The organism is Pseudomonas syringae KCTC 12500 (assembly GCF_000507185.2).
GTDB lineage: Bacteria > Pseudomonadota > Gammaproteobacteria > Pseudomonadales > Pseudomonadaceae > Aquipseudomonas > Aquipseudomonas syringae.
Window position 1 is genome coordinate 2,588,051 of record NZ_AYTM02000002.1, and the last position, 18,498, is coordinate 2,606,548.

Here is an 18,498-nt window from a genome sequence, read left to right on the forward strand (position 1 = left end):
CTGCAGGCTATTTCGGAAAATTAATTATGCAAATCGAGCTGGACAGTTACGATCGCAGGATTCTGGCGCTGCTGCAGGAAGATGCTTCGCTTTCCAGTGCGCAGATTGCCGAGCAGGTCGGTCTGTCGCAATCACCCTGCTGGCGCCGCATTCAGCGGCTCAAGGATGAAGGGGTGATTCGCCGTCAGGTGGCGTTGCTGGACCGCAAGAAAATCGGTCTGAACACGCAGATATTCGCCGAGGTAAAACTCAACGCCCACGGGCGCTCCAACTTCACCGAGTTCACCGACGCGATTCGTGGCTTCCCGGAGGTGCTGGAGTGCTATGTGCTGATGGGGTCGGTGGATTTTCTGCTGCGCATCGTGACGCCGGATATCGAGGCGTACGAGCGGTTCTTCTTCGAAAAACTGTCGCTGGTAGCCGGCATCCAGGAAGTGAACTCGACAGTGGCCCTCTCCGAGATCAAATCCACCACCAGCCTGCCGCTGCTGCGCTGACGGGGCTGGTGCCCGGAGTTGCGCCCGCCTCCGTTGTGCCTCGTGCACCGAGGTGACTGGTTTTGCTGCCGGTTCCCGGCAGTTCGCGGACAAGTCCGCTCCTACAAAAAACGGGAGATCATGTACAAGCGCAGCGTCGCGCGGTCTGCTCACACGCCCTTCGGGCAGAATCAAAAGCGGACTTGCGTATGACGCTGAATGATCTGGCCTGCAGCAGTGCTTCTGCCCGGAGGGCGTAGGAGCGGACTTGTCCGCTCCTACAAAAAACGGGAGATCATGTACAAGCGCAGCGTCGCCCGGTCTGCTCCCACGCCCTTCGGGCAGAATCAAAAGCGGACTTGCGTATGACGCTGAATGATCTGGCCTGCAGCAGTGCTTCTGCCCGGAGGGCGTAGGAGCGGACTTGTCCGCTCCTACAAAAAACGGGAGATCATGTACAAGCGCGGCGTCGCCCGGTCTGCTCCCACGCCCTTCGGGCAGAATCAAAAGCGGACTTGCGTATGATGCCGAATGACCTGGCCTGCAGCAGTGCTTCTGCCCGGAGGGCGTAGGAGCGGACTTGTCCGCTCCTACAAAAAACGGGAGATCATGTACAAGCGCAGCGTCGCCCGGTCTGCTCACACGCCCTTCGGGCAGAATCAGAAGCGGACTTGCGTATGATGCCGAATGACCTGGCCTGCAGCAGTGCTTCTGCCCGGAGGGCGTAGGAGCGGACTTGTCCGCTCCTACAAAAAACGGGAGATCATGTACAAGCGCAGCGTCGCCCGGTCTGCTCACACGCCCTTCGGGCAGAATCAGAAGCGGACTTGCGTATGACGCTGAATGATCTGGCCTGCAGCAGTGCTTCTGCCCGGAGGGCGTAGGAGCGGACTTGTCCGCTCCTACAAAAAACGGGAGATCATGTACAAGCGCAGCGTCGCGCGGTCTGCTCACACGCCCTTCGGGCAGAATCAGAAGCGGACTTGCGTATGACGCTGAATGATCTGGCCTGCAGCAGTGCTTCTGCCCGGAGGGCGTAGGAGCGGACTTGTCCGCGATGGGCTGCGAAGCGGCCCTAAAACGTTTCAGGCAGTTCGCTTCTACGGCCTTCTGATCCAGCCTTACAAGCGCAGCAGGGTTTTCCAGGCGCGGCTCTGGAAGACGGTGATTGCCTGTTGCACGCGGGCATCGAGGACTTCGTCGCTGATGTCCAGATGCGCCAGTTCTTCCAGTTTGCGCAGTTCGCCATACAGGCGATCCAGTTCCGGCAGGTCCAGCGCGCCGCGTGCCCAGTGCAGCCAAGACTGAATGCGCTCGATGCGGGGCAGTTGCTCGGCCAGGTCTTCCGGCTGCTGCTGATAGCGGCTCAATTGCAGGGACGTGGCTTCTTCGCCCAGCAGGCGTGGCAGCCAACTGCTCAACAGCGCGGCGCCCTGACGATTGCCGCGGGTGTTGCGTTCGGCGGTCCAGCTGCGGGCCAGCAACCAGCGTGAGGTATTCAGCGAGAACTCGCCCCAGCGCGTGTCCTGCAATTCTTCGAGGAATTGCTCGTGGGCGGCACCACGGACATCTGCATCTTCCTGCCCGGCCTGAACCAGCGGTCGCCAGTCTTCCAGCAAGGCGTCCAGCGCAGTACGCAGTTGTGCGGTCGAGGTGCGCGGCGCGGCCTGGCCGAGGCTGCTGGTCAGAGCACGCAGTTCGGCGAGCATCTCGACCCAGTCCTGCAGCAGACGCCAGTGGCCGTTGAAACGGTATTGCTCGGCCAGACGCTGGCTGCTGCCCAGCAGATGCCAGGCCAGCGCGGAATAAGCGTCGTCCAGCGGCGTTTCGGCAGTCAGGGCGGGCGCCTGCAGGCTCAGCGAGTAGCTGCTGGCATCGAGCAGACGGTAGCCGCGCTCGGCCTTGCTGATATCACACGGCATCAGCGGCAGCGTTGCAGCCAGCTCGGCAGCCAGTTCCAGCAGCGCGGCAGGTTCGCCTTCACGCAGCTCGAGCTCCAGCTCGCAGATTTCTTCCTTCTGCTTGCCGGCCACCACCTGACCCAGGTCCAGTGCGGCTTCGATCACCACTTTGGCCTTGCCACGGCCCCAGGCAATCTCGGCTTTCTCACGCACGAAATCGGTGGTGAACAGCGGTTTGATGGTTTTCTTGTCCAGATCGGCCAGTTGCTCGGGCCAGCAATCGCCTTCGAGCTTTTTCAGGTCCAGCTTGGCCTTGCTCAGGTCCCAGTTGTACTCATTGCGCTCGGACAGACCGGCCACGCTTTGCCCGCGAGTCTTCATGGTCTGGATGATCTGATCGCCGTCGCGGCGGATACGCAGGGCGACTTTGGCCTGCGCCAGCTCACCTTCGGGGGTATCGAAATACTGGTTCGACAGTTCAAGGCGCTCCCAGCCACTCTTGTTGCGCTTCTTGAGCAACGGGTGTTCACGCAGTGCAGCGAGGGTCTCGCGGCTGACGCGGAGTTTGATTTCAGTTTCTTTTTGCATGGCCGGGGGAATCCAAACGCTGATACGGATAAACGGGAGCGCAGCCCATGATTGAACGGCTGCTGAGGCCGTCAGTGTACAGGACATGGCCCGAAACGGTTTATTCCTGGGTTGCTATGGCCCTATGATGGGCCGTGTTCCGTCTCGATTACAGGAAGCGTCCATGCCGTTGCCGTCCATGAAAGACCAGTTCGCCGCGCTGATCGCCGTACCCTCGGTGAGCTGCACTCAGCCTTCCCTGGACCAGAGCAACCGTCCCGTCATCGATCTGCTGGCCGGTTGGCTGGGCGATCTGGGGTTTGCCTGCGACATCCAGCAAGTGTCGCCCGGCAAGTTCAATCTGCTGGCGACCTACGGAACAGGCCCAGGCGGTCTGGTACTGGCGGGGCACAGCGATACCGTGCCGTTCGATGAGGCACTGTGGAAGACCGACCCCTTGAAGCTGACCGAGGTGGATGGCCGCTGGGTCGGGCTGGGCAGTTGCGACATGAAGGGCTTCTTTGCGCTGGTCATCGAAGCGGTGCGTGGCCTTGTTGATCAGCCGTTCAAGCAGCCGCTGCTGATCCTCGCCACCTGCGACGAGGAAAGCTCGATGGCCGGTGCCCGCGCGCTGGCCGACGCCGGCCGCCCGCTGGGTCGTGCGGCAGTGATTGGCGAGCCGACCGGGCTCAAGCCGATCCGCCTGCACAAGGGCGTGATGATGGAGCGCATCGATATTCTCGGGCGCAGCGGCCATTCCTCCGACCCGAGCCTTGGGCACAGCGCACTCGAAGCCATGCACGACGCCATCAGCGAACTCAAGGGCCTGCGCACGCAGTGGCAGGCGAAGTACCGCAACCCGCAATTCACGGTGCCGCAGCCGACGCTGAACCTGGGCTGTATTCATGGCGGCGACAACCCGAACCGGATTTGTGGCCAGTGCTCGCTGGAATTCGACCTGCGCCCGCTGCCGGGCATGGACCCGGAGATGCTGCGCTCGGCCATTCGGCAGAAGCTGCAGCCGCTGGCCGAGCTGCATCAGGTACAGATCGACTACGCGCCATTGTTCCCCGAATGCGCGCCGTTCGAGCAGGTTGCTGACGCTGAACTCGTGCGTGTCGCTGAACGCCTGACCGGTCATACGGCCGCAGCAGTAGCATTCGGCACCGAAGCGCCTTATCTTCAGCGCCTCGGCTGCGAGACACTGGTGCTTGGCCCGGGCGACATCGCCTGCGCGCATCAGCCGGGGGAATACCTCGAAATGTCACGTCTTGACCCTACAGTGCGTCTGTTACGTCAATTGATCGAACATTACTGCCTGACGCCCCAGTGAGTCAGGCATAACCCGTATTAATCAAAGTATCTTGAGCAAAAGGAGACTGCGCGTGCTGCCAAGCCTGTTCCGACGATAACCACCACACCGTTGTGCGTGCTTCTTTTCTTCGTCCATTTTTTCTACAGGCTCTTGTTGTCATGCCCGAATACGTCAACTGGCTTCGCCATGCGTCTCCGTACATCAATGCTCACCGCGATTGCACCTTCGTCGTCATGCTGCCCGGCGACGGCGTTGCGCACCCCAATTTCGGCAATATCGTCCACGACCTGGTCCTGCTGCACAGCCTGGGCGTGCGTCTGGTGCTGGTTCACGGTTCCCGTCCGCAGATTGAAAGCCGTCTGGCCCAGCGCGGGATTACGCCGCGTTACCACCGTGACCTGCGGATCACCGATACCGAAACGCTGGAGTGCGTGATCGATGCCGTGGGTCAACTGCGCATTTCGATCGAGGCGCGTCTATCGATGGACATGGCCGCCTCGCCCATGCAGGGCTCGCGGTTACGAGTGACCAGCGGCAACGTCGTCACCGCACGGCCTATCGGGGTGCTTGAGGGTGTCGATTATCAGCACACCGGAGAAGTGCGCCGGGTCGACCGCAAGGGTATCAATCGCCTGCTGGACGAGCGCCATATCGTGCTGCTGTCGCCATTGGGTTATTCACCGACGGGCGAGATTTTCAATCTGGCCTGCGAAGACGTCGCTACCCGCGCAGCCATCGATCTGGCCGCCGACAAACTGCTGCTGTTCGGCGCCGAAACCGGCTTGCTGGACGAGCAAGGCCGGCTGGTGCGCGAACTGCGTCCGCAACAGGTGCCCGCGCACTTGCAGCGCCTGGGTGCCAACTATCAAGCGGAACTGCTGGACGCTGCGGCCGAGGCTTGCCGTGGCGGCGTGGCGCGCAGCCATATCGTCAGTTATGCCGAGAACGGCGCGCTGCTGACCGAACTGTTTACCCGTGACGGCGGCGGCACGCTGGTCGCGCAGGAGCAGTTCGAACAGGTGCGCGAAGCGGCCATCGAGGACGTCGGCGGTTTGATGGACCTGATCACGCCCCTGGAAGAGCAGGGCATCCTGGTACGCCGCTCCCGCGAAGTGCTGGAGCGCGAGATTACCCAGTTCAGCGTGGTCGAGCGCGAAGGGCTGATCATCGCCTGTGCTGCGCTGTATCCGATTGCCGATTCGGAGTCGGGCGAGCTAGCGTGTCTGGCCGTCAATCCGGAATACCGGCATGGTGGCCGTGGCGACGAGTTGCTGGAGCGTATTGAACACCGTGCCCGGGCCTTGGGTATCAAGACCCTGTTCGTCCTCACCACCCGCACCGCACACTGGTTCCGCGAGCGCGGTTTCGAACCCAGCAGCGTCGACCGCCTGCCAAGCGCCCGCGCCTCGCTGTACAACTACCAGCGTAATTCGAAGATCTTCGAAAAGGCGATATAAGCCTGCGGGCGGACGCAGAGCGTCCAGAACTGCGTGCCCACGCTGGAGCATGGGTACGATAGGTGTTCTTGTGGACGCCTATCGTTCCTCACGCTCTGGTGTGACCCCCGAAGGTTGGATGCAACCTTTGGAGGCGTCATGGGTAAATATACAGAGCAGGCAAAACTCGCAGCCGTGAAAGAGTATTGTGCTGGCAAGGCAGGTTTGAGGGATGTTGCGCATCGCCACGATGTGGATTTTTCCTGCCTTAGGCAGTGGGTTGCGGCCTATCAGATTCATGGCGTAGCGGGCCTGCAAGAGAAAAAACGCCAGCGCTACAGTGACGAGTTCAAGCTGACTGTTTTGAAGCGCATGCATGATGAGCGTTTATCTCTGCGCCAGACAGCGGCCTTGTTCGATATCCGTCAGTTCGGCATCATCGGTCTATGGCAGCGCCATTATGAAGAAGGGGCCTTTGATGCCTCCTCCAAGCCACCCACAAAAGCCGGACGCCCAAGAAAGATGACGACTGCACTTCCGCCTGTGAACGCCCCCTCAATCGACGATGAATCGCGCTCGCGTGACGAGTTGCTTGCCGAGGTGAAGCAACTGCGGATGGAGGTCGACTATCTAAAAAAGCTCGATGCCTTGGCTCAGAAGAAGCAACGAATAGCGCAACAGAAAAAGCGCAAATCGTAACCGAACTGAGACTGGGGCATTCTCTGGGTGGCCTGCTGAAGCTTGCCGGTCTGGCGCGCAGCACTTTTTACTATCAACAAAAGGTACTGCAAGCGGGCGATAAGTACGCCGGGCTGAAAGACCTGATTCAGACAGTTTTCTACGATCATAAAGGCCGGTATGGCTATCGTCGTATCACGGCGGCGTTGCGGCGCGCAGGCCATCTTGTGAACCACAAGACGGTGCAGAAACTGATGGGGCAGCTTGGCCTGAAGAGCCTGGTGCGAGTGAAGAAATACCGCTCTTACAAGGGCGAAGTAGGCAAGGCTGCGCCCAACATTCTCAAGCGTGATTTCAAGGCCCAGCACCTTAATGAAAAATGGGCCACGGACGTCACCGAGTTCAAAGTGGGAGGCCAGAAGCTCTATCTGTCGCCCATCATGGATCTGTACAACGGCGAAATCATTTCCTATGCAATCGCCAGGCGCCCGCTGTACTCCATGGTGGACGAAATGCTTGAAGGAGCGTTCAAGAAGCTTGAGCCGCATGAAAAGCCTATTTTGCACTCAGACCAGGGCTGGCAATATCGGATGCCTGTTTACCAACGATTACTCAATGAGCATTCGATCACATGCAGCATGTCGCGCAAGGGCAACTGCTACGACAACGCGGCTATGGAAAGTTTTTTTGGCACGCTGAAGTCCGAGTTTTTCTATCTGAACAAATTTAACAATCTGGATGAGCTTCATGCGGGCATCGACGAGTACATTGAGTATTACAATCAGTCACGCATCAAACTGAAACTTAACGGCCTGAGCCCTGTGGAGTTCAGAATGCAGGCCGCTCAGGCAGCGTAGAAATAATCGTCCAACCTTCGGGGGTCATACCATTCCACGTGGGTACGACCTTGCCGTGCTCCCTCTTGCTCGGATAGAACGACGGGCTCACGTAGGCATCGCCGCCAGGAAAAATCACCAGTGCCTCGGCGCCGGAGCTAAGTTGCTGCCACTGTGGATTGGCTTTGGCCAGGTGCCCGTAAAGCGTGCCATACGAACCTTCATCGCGGCGCAACAGCAGTGGCAGGTGGGTGGCTTGCAATCCTTCTGCGCCGTGCGTGACCAGAATCGCCAGGCGCGTCTGCTCGATCTGCTCGTGCAGGCTCGGTGTGTCGTTGTTCTTGAAAGCGGTAGGGATGTACATGGGTCATGTCCTTGGCTGATAACAGGATCGTAGGCAAGGCATTGGTCTGATGTAAGATCCATTTTTGATCATTTTAACAGGGCCAATACATGCCTGATCTCAGTGTTGCGTTTCCGCCCACACTCACCGGTATCGCGCTGGACCCGAATCAGGGCCTGAGCAAGCAGCTTTACGCCTTATTGCGCCAGCAGGTTCTCGACGGGCGTCTGAGCAGTGGCACACGCCTGCCAGCCAGTCGCGATTTGGCGCATTCACTCGGCATCTCCCGTAACAGCGTGATCCGGGCCTACGACCAGCTGTATGCCGAGGGTTTCATCGAGGGACGTGTCGGCGACGGTACGTATGTGGCTCAGCTCTCTGAACCAGGCGCCGCGCCTCGGCGGACCGGTCGCAAAAAACTATCCACCAACTTACCCACAGGTGTATCCACAGGGTTACACACAGGTTTGTCCACAATCGGGTCTGAAATACCGTCAGATTCCTCCTCTGAAGTTATCCACAGCCCGGTGCTCGCGCTGCTGGAAAAACATCATCTGCATGAACCACCGACGGGTCGTCCGCGGGCCTTTCGGGTCGGCGTAGCTGCGTTCGATCTTTTCCCCTTTGCCTTGTGGGGCAAGCTGTATGCCGCTTTTTGGCGCAAGCCGGACCTTGCTCAGCTCGGTTATGGGTCGGCTGCGGGAGACTCGCGGTTACGTGAACTGATTGCGGTCTACCTGCGCTCATCGCGCGGGCTGCATTGCAGCGCTGAGCAAATTGTGATCACCAGTGGTGCACAACACGCGATCAGCCTTTGTGCACAGTTGCTTCTTACCCCGGGCGAGGGCGTTGCCGTGGAGAATCCGGGGTATCGGGCGGCCGGTCATGCGTTTGCCCTGGCAGGTGCTCGATTGCACGGTGTGGCTGTGGATAACGAAGGCATGCGTTGCGCAGACCTTGAGCAGGCAGACTGCAGGCTGGCCTACGTGACGCCTTCACACCAATACCCGACCGGCGTGGTGATGAGCCTGGCGCGGCGTCTGGAATTGCTGGCCTGGGCCGAGAAACACCAGGGCTGGATTGTCGAGGATGATTACGACGGTGAGTATCGCTACAGCGGTTCACCCTTGGCGCCCCTGGCTGCGCTCGACCGCAACGCGCGCGTGCTCTACGTCGGCACGTTCGGCAAAATCGCCTTTCCGGCGCTACGCCTCGGGTATCTGGTTTTGCCAGAGCCACTGGTGCCGGTGTTCAGCCAGCGCAAGGCCGTGGACATGCGTCATACCGAGATAGGGGTTCAGGCGGTCATGGCGCAATTCATTGCGTCGGGTCATTTCCAGCGACACATACTTCGCATGCGGCGCGCGGCGCTCAGTCGTCGCAATGTGCTGCTGGATAACTGGCCGGCCGATATTCCGGGATGCGCGGCAATGCCCAGAGTGGTTGCCGGGCTGCATGTCATGGTCAAGGTCGACAGCGTGGCACGTGAGCAGGCGCTGATTGCCAAGGCCAATGGTATCGGGGTCGAAATGAATGCCCTGAGTGATTACTGGCTGCCTGATTCCACTGAGCCTGTGGATAACCGCGCCGGGCTGGTGCTGGGGTTTGCCGCAGTGCCCGAGGACGAGATGGTCGAGGCATTGAACAGGCTGCGCGAGGTCTGGTCCGAGTAGTCCCGTTGGCAGGCGTATAATCTGCGCTTTCTGTTACCTGTCCTTGAGATACCCATGAACAACTCTCTTACTGCAACACCCGGACGCAAGTTCGGCGCGCCGCTGGCCGCGCTGTTCCTGCTGCTGATGGGCGCCCAGTTCCTTCTGCTCAGTGTCGGCACCCGCCAGGTAATGCTGTGGATCGTCGGCGCTGCGTTGGGCGTAACGCTGTATCACGCGGCATTTGGTTTCACCTCGGCGTGGCGGGTGTTCATCCGCGAGCGGCGGGGTGCTGGCCTGCGCGCGCAAATGGTCATGCTGGCGGTCGCTGTGGTGCTGTTTTTCCCGGCACTCGGTGCGGGCACGCTGTTCGGCCAGCCAGTCACTGGCCTGGTTGCCCCGGTCGGGATTTCGGTCGTCGTCGGCGCGTTCATTTTCGGCATCGGCATGCAGCTGGGTGGCGGCTGTGCGTCCGGTACATTGTTCACTGCCGGTGGTGGCAACGCGCGGATGCTGGTGACGCTGCTGTTTTTCATCCTCGGCTCACTGATTGCCACCCATCACGTCGACTGGTGGTTTGCCCTGCCTTCGTTCCCGGCGGTGTCGGTGGTCAAGACCTTCGGCGTGCTGCCTGCGCTGCTGGTCAATCTGGCGCTGTTCGGCTTGATCGCGCTGGTGACCGTCAAGCTCGAAAAGCGCCGTCATGGCCAGCTTGAAGCGCCGCCAGCCACGGATCATCGTGGCCTGAGTCGTGTGCTGCGCGGGCCGTGGGTTCTGGTCTGGGGCGCTGTCGCGCTGGCGCTGCTCAATTACGCAACGCTGGCGTTGGCCGGTCGTCCGTGGGGCATCACCTCGGCGTTCGCGCTGTGGGGCGCGAAAGCGGCCAGCGGGCTGGGCGTGGACGTCGGCAGTTGGGTGTTCTGGCAGAGCGCTGCGAACGCCAAGGCGCTGGCGGCTCCTGTGTGGGAAGACATCACCAGTGTGATGGACATCGGCATCATGCTCGGTGCCTTGCTGGCGGCAGGTCTGGCAGGTCGTTTTGCACCCAGCCTCGATATCCCCACGCGCTCGCTGGTGGCGGCGGTCATCGGCGGCTTGCTGCTGGGCTACGGCTCGCGCCTGGCCTACGGCTGCAACATCGGTGCGTACTTCAGCGGCATTGCCTCCGGCAGCCTGCACGGCTGGCTGTGGCTGGTGGCGGCCTACGCCGGTAACGTCGTTGGTGTCCGCCTGCGGCCGATTTTCTTCACCGGCGAGCGTCCTCAGGTGGCTCTTAATGGCTGCTGAAAACGTCTGAAACCCCGAGATAAGCGGGCCGCTTGCGAACCAACTGCCGGTTTCGTATTCAAAGGCCATGCGGTAACTGTGCGTATGCGGTTCGCTTATTTTTCGATGGGGTGGTTCTTTTGCAGCAAACGATCATTTCGAAAATCCGTTTTCTCGGCAAGACCATCGGTTATGTAGGATGGTCGCTTTTCTGGCTGTTGATCTGGGACGTGATTGTCACGGTTGACTTCATGCTCTATCTGGAGCGCAAGATCACCTTGCCGTCCATGCCGTTGACCCTGCTGGGCTCGGCGCTGGTGGTGCTGACCAGCTTCCGCAATTCAAGTGCTTATAACCGCTGGTGGGAAGCCAGGACGCTATGGGGTGCGCTGGTCAACAGTTCACGCAGCTTCGCTCGGCAAGTGCTGACGCTGGTCGAGGATGACGACGGGATCAACCCGGTCAAGGCCACACTGTTGCGTCGCCATGTCGCGTATGTGAAGTGCCTGTCTGCGCACCTGAAGGGCGCCAAGTGTGGTGATGAAGTTCAGATGCTGATTCCTCGCGAGGAATTCGAACGTCGTCACGATACCAACAACTTTCCCAACGACCTGCTCAATACGTCGGCTGCGCTATTGGCCAAGGAGTATCAGGCCGGGCGGCTGGACAGCATTCGTCTGGCGCGGCTGGAGTCGACCATGGTGGATATCTCTAATTGCCAGGGCGGCATGGAGCGTATTGCCAATACACCGTTGCCTTATCCGTACGTGGCTTTTCCGCGCCTGTTCATCACGCTGTTCTGCCTGATCGTACCGATTGGCCTGGTGGAGACCCTGGGTTGGTTCACGCCTCTGGCGTCGACGGTGGTGGGTTTCATGCTGTTGGCGATCGAGAAGATCGGTACCGACCTGCAGAGCCCGTTCCGTGCCAGTGAACATGAGATTCAGATGACGGCGTTGTGTGAAAACATCGAGCGCAATCTGGATTCGATGCTCAGGGGCGCGCAGGAGGAATGCAAGGCTTCATGAAGGGGTGAGGCGTCGCGCGATTGCGTGACGCCTCGGGTAAAGCAGAGGCAGCCGCTTAACGCAGCTCGCCGCACAGGTCCAGTTCGACCAGGCGCCGTACCTCCTCGGTCGTCAGGTCTGCGCCGAGCAGCGCATGCAGTTTGCCCAGCGCTGCTTCACGGGTCATGCCACCACCGGAGAGTACGCCTGCACTTCTCAGACGGCTGCCCGCTTCGTAGACATCCAGCTCGACACCGCCCTCATGGCACTGGGTAATCGCGACCACACAGATACCCAGCGCTCGCGCGTTCTCCAGACTGGCCAGAAATTGCGGATCGTCACTGGGGCCTGTGCCGCTGCCGAAGCATTCGAGCACCAGACCGCGGATACCACTGTTGATCAGACCGTCCAGCTGGGCAGCACCGACACCGGGAAACAGCGGCAATACCGCCACCTCTGCCAGTGTCTTGGTCTGGCGATAGTTCAGTGCGTCAGGGAGCGAAACCACCGCGTGGCCGCCACGCGAGCGTTGCAGTGGTGCGAACGGCTGACGACCGAAGCTGCGAATTTTCGCGCAGCGTACGGGTGCCATCAGTTGCCCGTGAAAATACAGCTGCACGCCTGACACCAGACCCGAACCCAGCGCCAGCAGGGCGCCGTTGACGTTTTCCCAGGCATCGCTGTCCTGCACGCCGGCAGGCAGCATCGACCCGGTGAACAGTACCGGCGCGCTGAACCCTAACAACTGGAAACACATCGCCGCTGCGCTGTACGCCAGGGTGTCGGTGCCATGCAGGACCAGCACCGCATCGCAGCCATCGACCTCAACCGCCTCGATCACCGCCTCGCGCAGGCGCAGCCAGTAGGAAGGGGTCATGTTGGCGCTGTCGATCAGCGGCGACATCTCGCGGAAGCGCCACTGCGGCACCACCAGTTCCGGGTGCTCGGCCAGTTGCCCGGCCATTCGCGCTTCTAAACCGGAGGCCGGTGCCAGGCCGTTGGCGCTGGCCTGCATGCCGATGGTGCCGCCGGTGTAAAGAACCATCACGCGTTGGGCAGGTTGTTGTGCGTCATGAGGCATGGCTCTTCTCCGGCGTAGTGTCGCGGTGGTTATCGTGCTTCGGGTACAGACTTGGCTGCCGCTTCGGCATCCTGTATCGACTGACGGGTCGGATTGGCCGGCCATGCGGTGCGATCCAGGTCCAGATCAGGGAACTGGCTGGAATCGAACACCGGCGTCTTGACCCCGGCCCGACGTTGCGCATCGTAGTCATTCAAAATGCGTTTGACGACTTTGAACAGCATTGCAAGGGCGATCAGGTTGACGAACGCCAGCATGGTCATGGTGATGTCGGCGAACGCCAGTACGTCTTTCAGGTCGACGACCGCACCCCACATGATCAGTACCAGCACCGCGATGCGGTAGATGATGATGGTCTGGATCTTCTCGCCAAACAGGAAGCGCAGGCTGTTTTCGCCCAGGTAGTAGTTGTAGAGAATCGAGGTGAAGACGAACAGTGCCAGCGCTACGCTGATGAAGACTCTGCCCCAGTCACCGACCACGGCTGCCAGCGAGTTCTGTGCCAGAACGATACCGTTGCCGTCGTAGCCGATGTCGTAGATACCGGACAGAAGAATCAGCAAGGCGGTGCAGGTGCAGATCACGAAGGTATCGAGGAACACGCTGAACGCCTGAACCACGCCCTGTGCCACCGGGTGCTCGACCTGTGCCACGGCAGCCACGTTGGGCGCACCACCCAGGCCGGCTTCGTTGGCGAAGACGCCACGCTTGACGCCCATCACGATCGCGCTGCCGATCAGGCCGCCGAATACCGGATCAAGGCCGAAGGCGCTTCTGACGATGGTCATCAGCATGCCGGGAACGTGGTCGATCTGCAGGGCGATCACGTAGATGGTCACCGCGATATAGATCAGGGTCTTGACCGGAACCAGCAGGTCGGAAATGGCCGCGATACGCTTGATGCCGCCAATGAAGGCCAGGCCCAGCAGTACGACCAGGCAGATGCCGGTGGTGCGGGTGTCGACGTTGAACGCGCTTTTCAGCGAGTCGGTCACAGCGTGCGATTGCAGGCCGTTGAAGGCAAAGCCGAAGGTCACCAGCAGCAATACCGCCATGACCATGCCCAGCCAGCGCTTGCCCAGGCCGTACTGAATATAGAACGCCGGACCGCCACGGAACTGGCCTTCGGAATCCTTGCGTTTGTACAGCTGAGCGAGGGAGCACTCGATGAAGCTGCTGGCCATGCCGACCAGTGCGGTCACCCACATCCAGAATACGGCACCCGGACCACCGAGCGTCACGGCAATGCCGACGCCTGCGATGTTACCGGCACCGACGCGGCCCGCCAGGCTGAGCATCAAGGCCTGAAACGAACTCAACTGGCCGGCGCTGCTGCGCAGACTGTCGCGAAAAACCGAGAACATGTGGAAAAAATGTCGAAACTGAACGAAACGCGAGCGGATCGTGAAGTAACTACCCAGGCCTACGATAAGTACGATCAGTACCTTACCGGAGAGAAAGTCGTTAATCATTTCCAGCATTTTTGTTATTCCTCGCTACTTTTGAGGGGGCGCACTATACCGGTGCAAAGTTTTTACGTCTGTAGTCGCTTTCTTGGACGGCTGATTCTTCATTCGCGACGATGAATGAATACTTCCACGGGTTGCTCCGCAAAAGTGGGGTGCCGAAGGCTCTGGGTCCAGTGTCGGAGCCCTTTGCTGCAGGCAAAAAAAAAGGGTCTGGAGAATCACTCCCAGACCCTCAAAAAATTGAGGGGTGTCTAGGCCCTCAATCTGGTGAGCAGGTTGCGCAGGTCATTCCTGTCAGGCCTTCAAGGGGGCCAGACGCGGAGCGATCATGTTTTCCGGGCGCAGGATGTCGTCGAGCATGGCGTCGTCGAGCAGACCTTCCTCACGCACCAGTTCCAGCACGCCGCGGCCGGTTTCCAGCGCGATGCGGGCGATACGGGTGGAGTTCTCGTAACCGATGTAAGGGTTCAGGGCGGTGACCAGACCGATCGAATGCTCGACCAGCTCGCGGCAGCGCTGTTCGTTGGCTGTGATGCCGACGATGCAGTGCTCGCGCAGCATGTCCATGGCGCGCTGCAGCAGGCGGATCGAGTCGAAGATCTTGTAGGCGATCAGCGGCTCCATCACGTTGAGCTGCAATTGTCCGCCTTCGGCTGCCATGGTCAGCGACAGGTCGTTGCCGATGATTTCGAAGGCAACCTGATTGACCGCTTCCGGGATCACCGGGTTGACCTTGCCGGGCATGATCGAGCTGCCTGGCTGACGTGCCGGCAGGTTGATTTCGTTGATGCCGGTGCGTGGGCCGCTGGACAGCAGGCGCAGGTCGTTGCAGATTTTCGACAGCTTGACCGCAGTACGCTTGAGCATGCCCGAGAACAGCACGAAGGCGCCCATGTCGGAGGTCGCTTCGATCAGGTCGGCTGCTGGCACCAGAGGCTGGCCGCTGATGAGTGCCAGACGATCGACTGCCAGCTTCTGATAGCCAGGGTCGGCGTTGATGCCGGTGCCGATGGCGGTTCCGCCGAGGTTCACTTCGGTCAACAGCTCTGGCGCCAGGCTGCGCAGGCGGTTCAGGTCTTCTGTCAGGGTGGTGGCGAAGGCGCGGAATTCCTGACCCAGGGTCATTGGAACGGCGTCCTGCAACTGGGTGCGGCCCATCTTCAGCACATGGTTGAATTCTTCGCCCTTGGCGGCGAAGGCCTGAATCAGGCTGGAAAGGCTGGCGAGCAGAGCGTCGTGACCCAGCAGCAGACCCAAGCGGATCGCGGTGGGGTAGGCGTCGTTGGTCGATTGCGCCATGTTGACATCGTTGTTGGGGTGCAGGTGTTTGTATGCGCCTTTCTCGAAACCCATGGTTTCCAGAGCGATGTTGGCGATGACTTCGTTGGCATTCATGTTGGTCGACGTGCCAGCGCCGCCCTGGATCATGTCGACCACGAACTGATCGTGGAAGTCGCCGCGGATCAGGCGGGCACAGGCCTCGCTGATCGCCGCATGCTTGGCGTCATTGAGGTGTCCGAGCTGATGGTTTGCATCCGCTGCCGCCTGCTTGACCATGGCCAGCGCGACTACCAGTTTCGGGTAGTGCGAAAGCGGCACGCCGGAGAGGTGAAAGTTGTTCACCGCTCGCAGGGTCTGGATGCCGTAATACGCGTTGGCAGGTACTTCGAGAACACCAAGCAGGTCTTTTTCGATACGCGATGATGCAGGCGAGGACATGATAAAAAAAGTCTCAAAAGGCACGGACAATGCCGGAACGCCACGAATAGTGGGCTTGCCGCCTTCGATTGACCAATGCTGTTAAACGCTGACCTATGCAATAACGGCATAATCAGGGCGTGACCTGGATTCCGTTCAGTGCGTAAAGGGGGCAAAATGTCGCACCGGTGCGTTTCTTCGGTCGCTGCTGCTGCGCCGCCCGGGCATGTATCCGCGCTGCTTCGACGGGCGTCCCACTGTGACGCTGCAAATCGGTGCCACTGGGCATGCGCAATTGCCTGTCGAAGCCGTCATCCATTGTCCGGGAGGACCTGATGAATCTGGAAAGCAAATGGCTGGAGGACTTCAGCGCCCTGGCGGCTACCCGCAGCTTTTCTCAGGCCGCCGAGCGTCGCTTCGTGACCCAGCCGGCATTCAGCCGGCGTATTCGCAGTCTGGAGTCGGCACTGGGGCTGACGCTGGTCAATCGCTCGCGTACACCCATCGAGCTGACCGCTGCCGGACAATTGTTTCTGGTCACGGCCCGGACGGTGGTCGAGCAGTTGGGCGAAGTCGTGCGCCATCTGCATCATCTGGAAGGCGGGCAGGGCGAGGTCATGCAGGTGGCTGCGGCGCACTCTCTGGCGTTGGGCTTCTTTCCGCGCTGGATCGCCCAGTTGCGCAACGAAGGGCTGAACATTGCGACCCGGCTGGTGGCGACCAACGTCGGTGATGCGGTGCATGCGTTGCGTGAAGGTGGCTGTGATCTGATGCTGGCGTTCTACGATCCCGATGCCGCGCTGCAGATGGACGCCGAAATCTTTCCCTCGCTGCATCTGGGGCATACCGAGATGTTGCCGGTCTGTGCCGCTGATGCCGATGGGCGGCCGTTATTCGATATGGAAGGCGAGGGCAGTGTGCCGCTGCTTGCCTACAGCACCGGGGCGTTTCTCGGACGCTCGGTGAACCTGTTGCTGCGTCAACGCAATCTGCGCTTCACCACGGTCTACGAGACGGCCATGGCCGACAGCCTGAAAAGCATGGCGCTGGAAGGATTGGGGATTGCCTGGGTGCCACAACTGAGCGTGCGCGCCGAACTGGCGCGCGGTGAACTGGTGGTGTGTGGCGGACCGCAGTGGCATGTGCCGCTGGAGATCCGCCTGTACCGCTGCGCATTGGTGCGCAAGGCCAACGTGCGCCTGTTGTGGCGCAAGCTTGAAGGTGCGGCGGCGCCAGATTCCCGGTGACAAGGGCCGCTCCTGGCGATGCCGGAGAGCGACCCTGGCCTGCTCAGGGAAATCTGTTCAGATGCTCAGCCATGATTTGCTTGTTCGCGTCGCTGTAGACATAGCAGTTGGAGCGTATTTTTTCGTGGCTTTCGATGATGTTCGTCTGGCACCACCATCCACCCTTATAGAGCACCTCTGCGGCCTCATGAGTGCCGCCGAGCATGTGACCCAGTTCGTGCGCGGGGATCGCGAACGTTTCCAGTGAGGCTATGCCCGTGTAGCTCTTGTCCTCACTTGCCCCCAGAGTCTTCGAGTTGATCTTGTTCTGAGTCAGCAAAAGGTACTTGGTGGTCGCATTGCGTTCCATGTCGTTGTCGATGACATAACGATCCATCGTGTTTTTCCAGGCGTAGTAGGTTTCGTCCACATCATCATTCTGATAAGCGAAATCCGTAAGGCCCGGGACGTCGCGAATGAACGCCAGTTGCACATAACGATCGGTGAAACTTTCCAGATCCTTGATGAGCCAGGCGAAGTAATCCTGGCGTAATTCGAGGGTGTTGTGATGCGAAAGGTCGTCGTGCAGAACCAGGTAGAGGGTCAACGGTTGTCTGGAGGCGTTATCGTTGGCCCACGCCGTATGACTGAGCGCCAACGCGCAGAGCAGCAGCAGACCGCTTGTATATTTCTTGAGCATCGTACTCTTCCTTGAGTAGGTGGATTATGGCCGGGCGTGCTTATCCCGACGCCAGATATCTAATAGCAACTGGCGTTGACAGGAAATCAGGATCGACGTCTATCGCAGTAGCCCTTGTTTGATTGATGTGCAGTACAAGTGCCGATCCTCTGCCGGATTTTTCCGTGCCGCCTCCCGCTATAAAAACCTGGACGGTTGAGCGTATGGGGGCTGTCATCCTGGCGCTTTGCGGTATACTGCGCGGCCTTTGGCCGGTTAAATCGGTCATTATTCGTACAACAAGCCACGCCGGTTCCCCCGCGTGGCTTGTTGTTTTCAGACGCGCCTGCGGGCGCCCGATGAGAGGCACGACGATGAGCGCACTGGTTGGCGTGATCATGGGCTCCAAGTCCGATTGGTCCACCCTTAGCCACACCGCCGATATGCTGGAAAAGCTCGGCATCCCTTTTGAAGTCAAGGTGGTGTCAGCTCACCGCACACCGGACCTGCTGTTCCAGTACGCCGACGAAGCGGAAGGCCGTGGCATTGAAGTGATCATCGCCGGTGCTGGCGGTGCCGCTCACTTGCCGGGCATGTGCGCTGCCAAGACCCACCTGCCTGTGCTGGGCGTTCCGGTGCAGTCTTCGATGCTCTCGGGTGTCGACTCGCTGTTGTCGATCGTGCAGATGCCGGCCGGTATCCCGGTCGCGACCCTGGCCATCGGCAAGGCGGGTGCAATCAACGCAGCGCTGCTTTCAGCAAGCATCCTCGGCGCAAAGCACCCGCAATTCCACGCAGCGCTGAAGAAATTTCGCACTGAACAGACAGACAGCGTCCTGGACAATCCAGACCCACGCCACGCCTGAGG

At 60.1% G+C, this 18,498-nt stretch carries 14 protein-coding genes and 1 pseudogene; 9 read left to right on the forward strand and 6 right to left on the reverse strand.

All coding sequences use genetic code 11. From position 1 onward, the window contains the following. Positions 1 to 26 precede the first annotated feature (26 nt). On the forward strand, positions 27 to 497 hold the full coding sequence (locus V476_RS11905; protein WP_024959776.1) for an Lrp/AsnC family transcriptional regulator: 471 nt from the start codon (positions 27 to 29) through the stop codon (positions 495 to 497). Positions 498 to 1,597: 1,100 nt separating this feature from the next. Here the strand turns inward: V476_RS11905 and V476_RS11910 are convergent. Next, complete coding sequence (locus tag V476_RS11910) at positions 1,598 to 2,965, reverse strand: CYTH domain-containing protein (protein WP_024959777.1); 1,368 nt, start codon at positions 2,963 to 2,965, stop codon at positions 1,598 to 1,600. 163 nt (positions 2,966 to 3,128) lie between these two features. Between V476_RS11910 and argE the strand changes: the two genes are divergently transcribed. The 3 genes from argE to V476_RS27105 all read left to right on the forward strand — a co-directional run bounded on the left by argE (position 3,129) and on the right by V476_RS27105 (position 7,230). Further along, complete coding sequence (gene argE / locus V476_RS11915) at positions 3,129 to 4,277, forward strand: acetylornithine deacetylase (RefSeq protein WP_003347457.1); 1,149 nt, start codon at positions 3,129 to 3,131, stop codon at positions 4,275 to 4,277. Between the two features lie 140 nt (positions 4,278 to 4,417). Further along, on the forward strand, positions 4,418 to 5,716 hold the full coding sequence (gene argA / locus V476_RS11920; protein WP_003437488.1) for an amino-acid N-acetyltransferase: 1,299 nt from the start codon (positions 4,418 to 4,420) through the stop codon (positions 5,714 to 5,716). Positions 5,717 to 5,854: 138 nt separating this feature from the next. Next, a protein-coding gene (locus V476_RS27105) for an IS3 family transposase (protein WP_103715870.1) occupies positions 5,855 to 7,230 on the forward strand; the annotation gives its coding sequence in 2 pieces (ribosomal slippage) (positions 5,855 to 6,326 and positions 6,326 to 7,230; 1,377 coding nt in all). 31 nt (positions 7,231 to 7,261) lie between these two features. Here the strand turns inward: V476_RS27105 and V476_RS11935 are convergent. Beyond that, positions 7,262 to 7,573: pseudogene (locus V476_RS11935) on the reverse strand (FMN-binding negative transcriptional regulator); the annotation flags it as partial. An 89-nt stretch (positions 7,574 to 7,662) separates the two neighbouring features. On the opposite strand from V476_RS11935, the gene pdxR reads away from it, so the two are divergent. The 3 genes from pdxR (at position 7,663) to V476_RS11950 (ending at position 11,498) form a co-directional block, all read left to right on the forward strand. Continuing rightward, the gene (pdxR, locus tag V476_RS11940; RefSeq protein WP_024960004.1) at positions 7,663 to 9,225 is read left to right on the forward strand and encodes a MocR-like pyridoxine biosynthesis transcription factor PdxR; all 1,563 of its coding nucleotides are present in this window, start codon (positions 7,663 to 7,665) and stop codon (positions 9,223 to 9,225) included. A 54-nt stretch (positions 9,226 to 9,279) separates the two neighbouring features. Further along, the gene (locus tag V476_RS11945; RefSeq protein ID WP_024960005.1) at positions 9,280 to 10,491 is read left to right on the forward strand and encodes a YeeE/YedE family protein; all 1,212 of its coding nucleotides are present in this window, start codon (positions 9,280 to 9,282) and stop codon (positions 10,489 to 10,491) included. A 119-nt stretch (positions 10,492 to 10,610) separates the two neighbouring features. Further along, complete coding sequence (locus tag V476_RS11950) at positions 10,611 to 11,498, forward strand: bestrophin family protein (RefSeq protein ID WP_003316074.1); 888 nt, start codon at positions 10,611 to 10,613, stop codon at positions 11,496 to 11,498. A gap of 55 nt (positions 11,499 to 11,553) precedes the next feature. On the opposite strand, the gene V476_RS11955 is transcribed toward V476_RS11950, so the two are convergent. The 3 genes from V476_RS11955 to aspA all read right to left on the reverse strand — a co-directional run bounded on the left by V476_RS11955 (position 11,554) and on the right by aspA (position 15,746). Then, on the reverse strand, positions 11,554 to 12,558 hold the full coding sequence (locus V476_RS11955) for an asparaginase (RefSeq protein ID WP_024960006.1): 1,005 nt from the start codon (positions 12,556 to 12,558) through the stop codon (positions 11,554 to 11,556). A 29-nt stretch (positions 12,559 to 12,587) separates the two neighbouring features. Then, complete coding sequence (locus V476_RS11960; protein WP_024960007.1) at positions 12,588 to 14,039, reverse strand: alanine/glycine:cation symporter family protein; 1,452 nt, start codon at positions 14,037 to 14,039, stop codon at positions 12,588 to 12,590. Between the two features lie 282 nt (positions 14,040 to 14,321). Continuing rightward, a complete protein-coding gene (gene aspA, locus V476_RS11965) occupies positions 14,322 to 15,746 on the reverse strand; it encodes an aspartate ammonia-lyase (RefSeq protein WP_004419252.1) in 1,425 nt (474 codons plus the stop codon). Positions 15,747 to 16,060: 314 nt separating this feature from the next. Here aspA and V476_RS11970 point away from each other — a divergent pair, with 314 nt between their 5' ends. Further along, the gene (locus tag V476_RS11970) at positions 16,061 to 16,972 is read left to right on the forward strand and encodes a LysR substrate-binding domain-containing protein (protein ID WP_024960008.1); all 912 of its coding nucleotides are present in this window, start codon (positions 16,061 to 16,063) and stop codon (positions 16,970 to 16,972) included. Between the two features lie 43 nt (positions 16,973 to 17,015). Here V476_RS11970 and V476_RS11975 read toward each other — a convergent pair whose 3' ends face one another. Further along, positions 17,016 to 17,651: a hypothetical protein gene (locus V476_RS11975; protein WP_003340321.1), complete on the reverse strand. Its 636-nt coding sequence runs from the start codon at positions 17,649 to 17,651 to the stop codon at positions 17,016 to 17,018. 353 nt (positions 17,652 to 18,004) lie between these two features. On the opposite strand from V476_RS11975, the gene purE reads away from it, so the two are divergent. Then, entirely contained in the window at positions 18,005 to 18,496 is a 492-nt protein-coding gene (purE, locus tag V476_RS11980; RefSeq protein ID WP_003340324.1) for a 5-(carboxyamino)imidazole ribonucleotide mutase, read from the forward strand. Positions 18,497 to 18,498 lie beyond the last annotated feature (2 nt).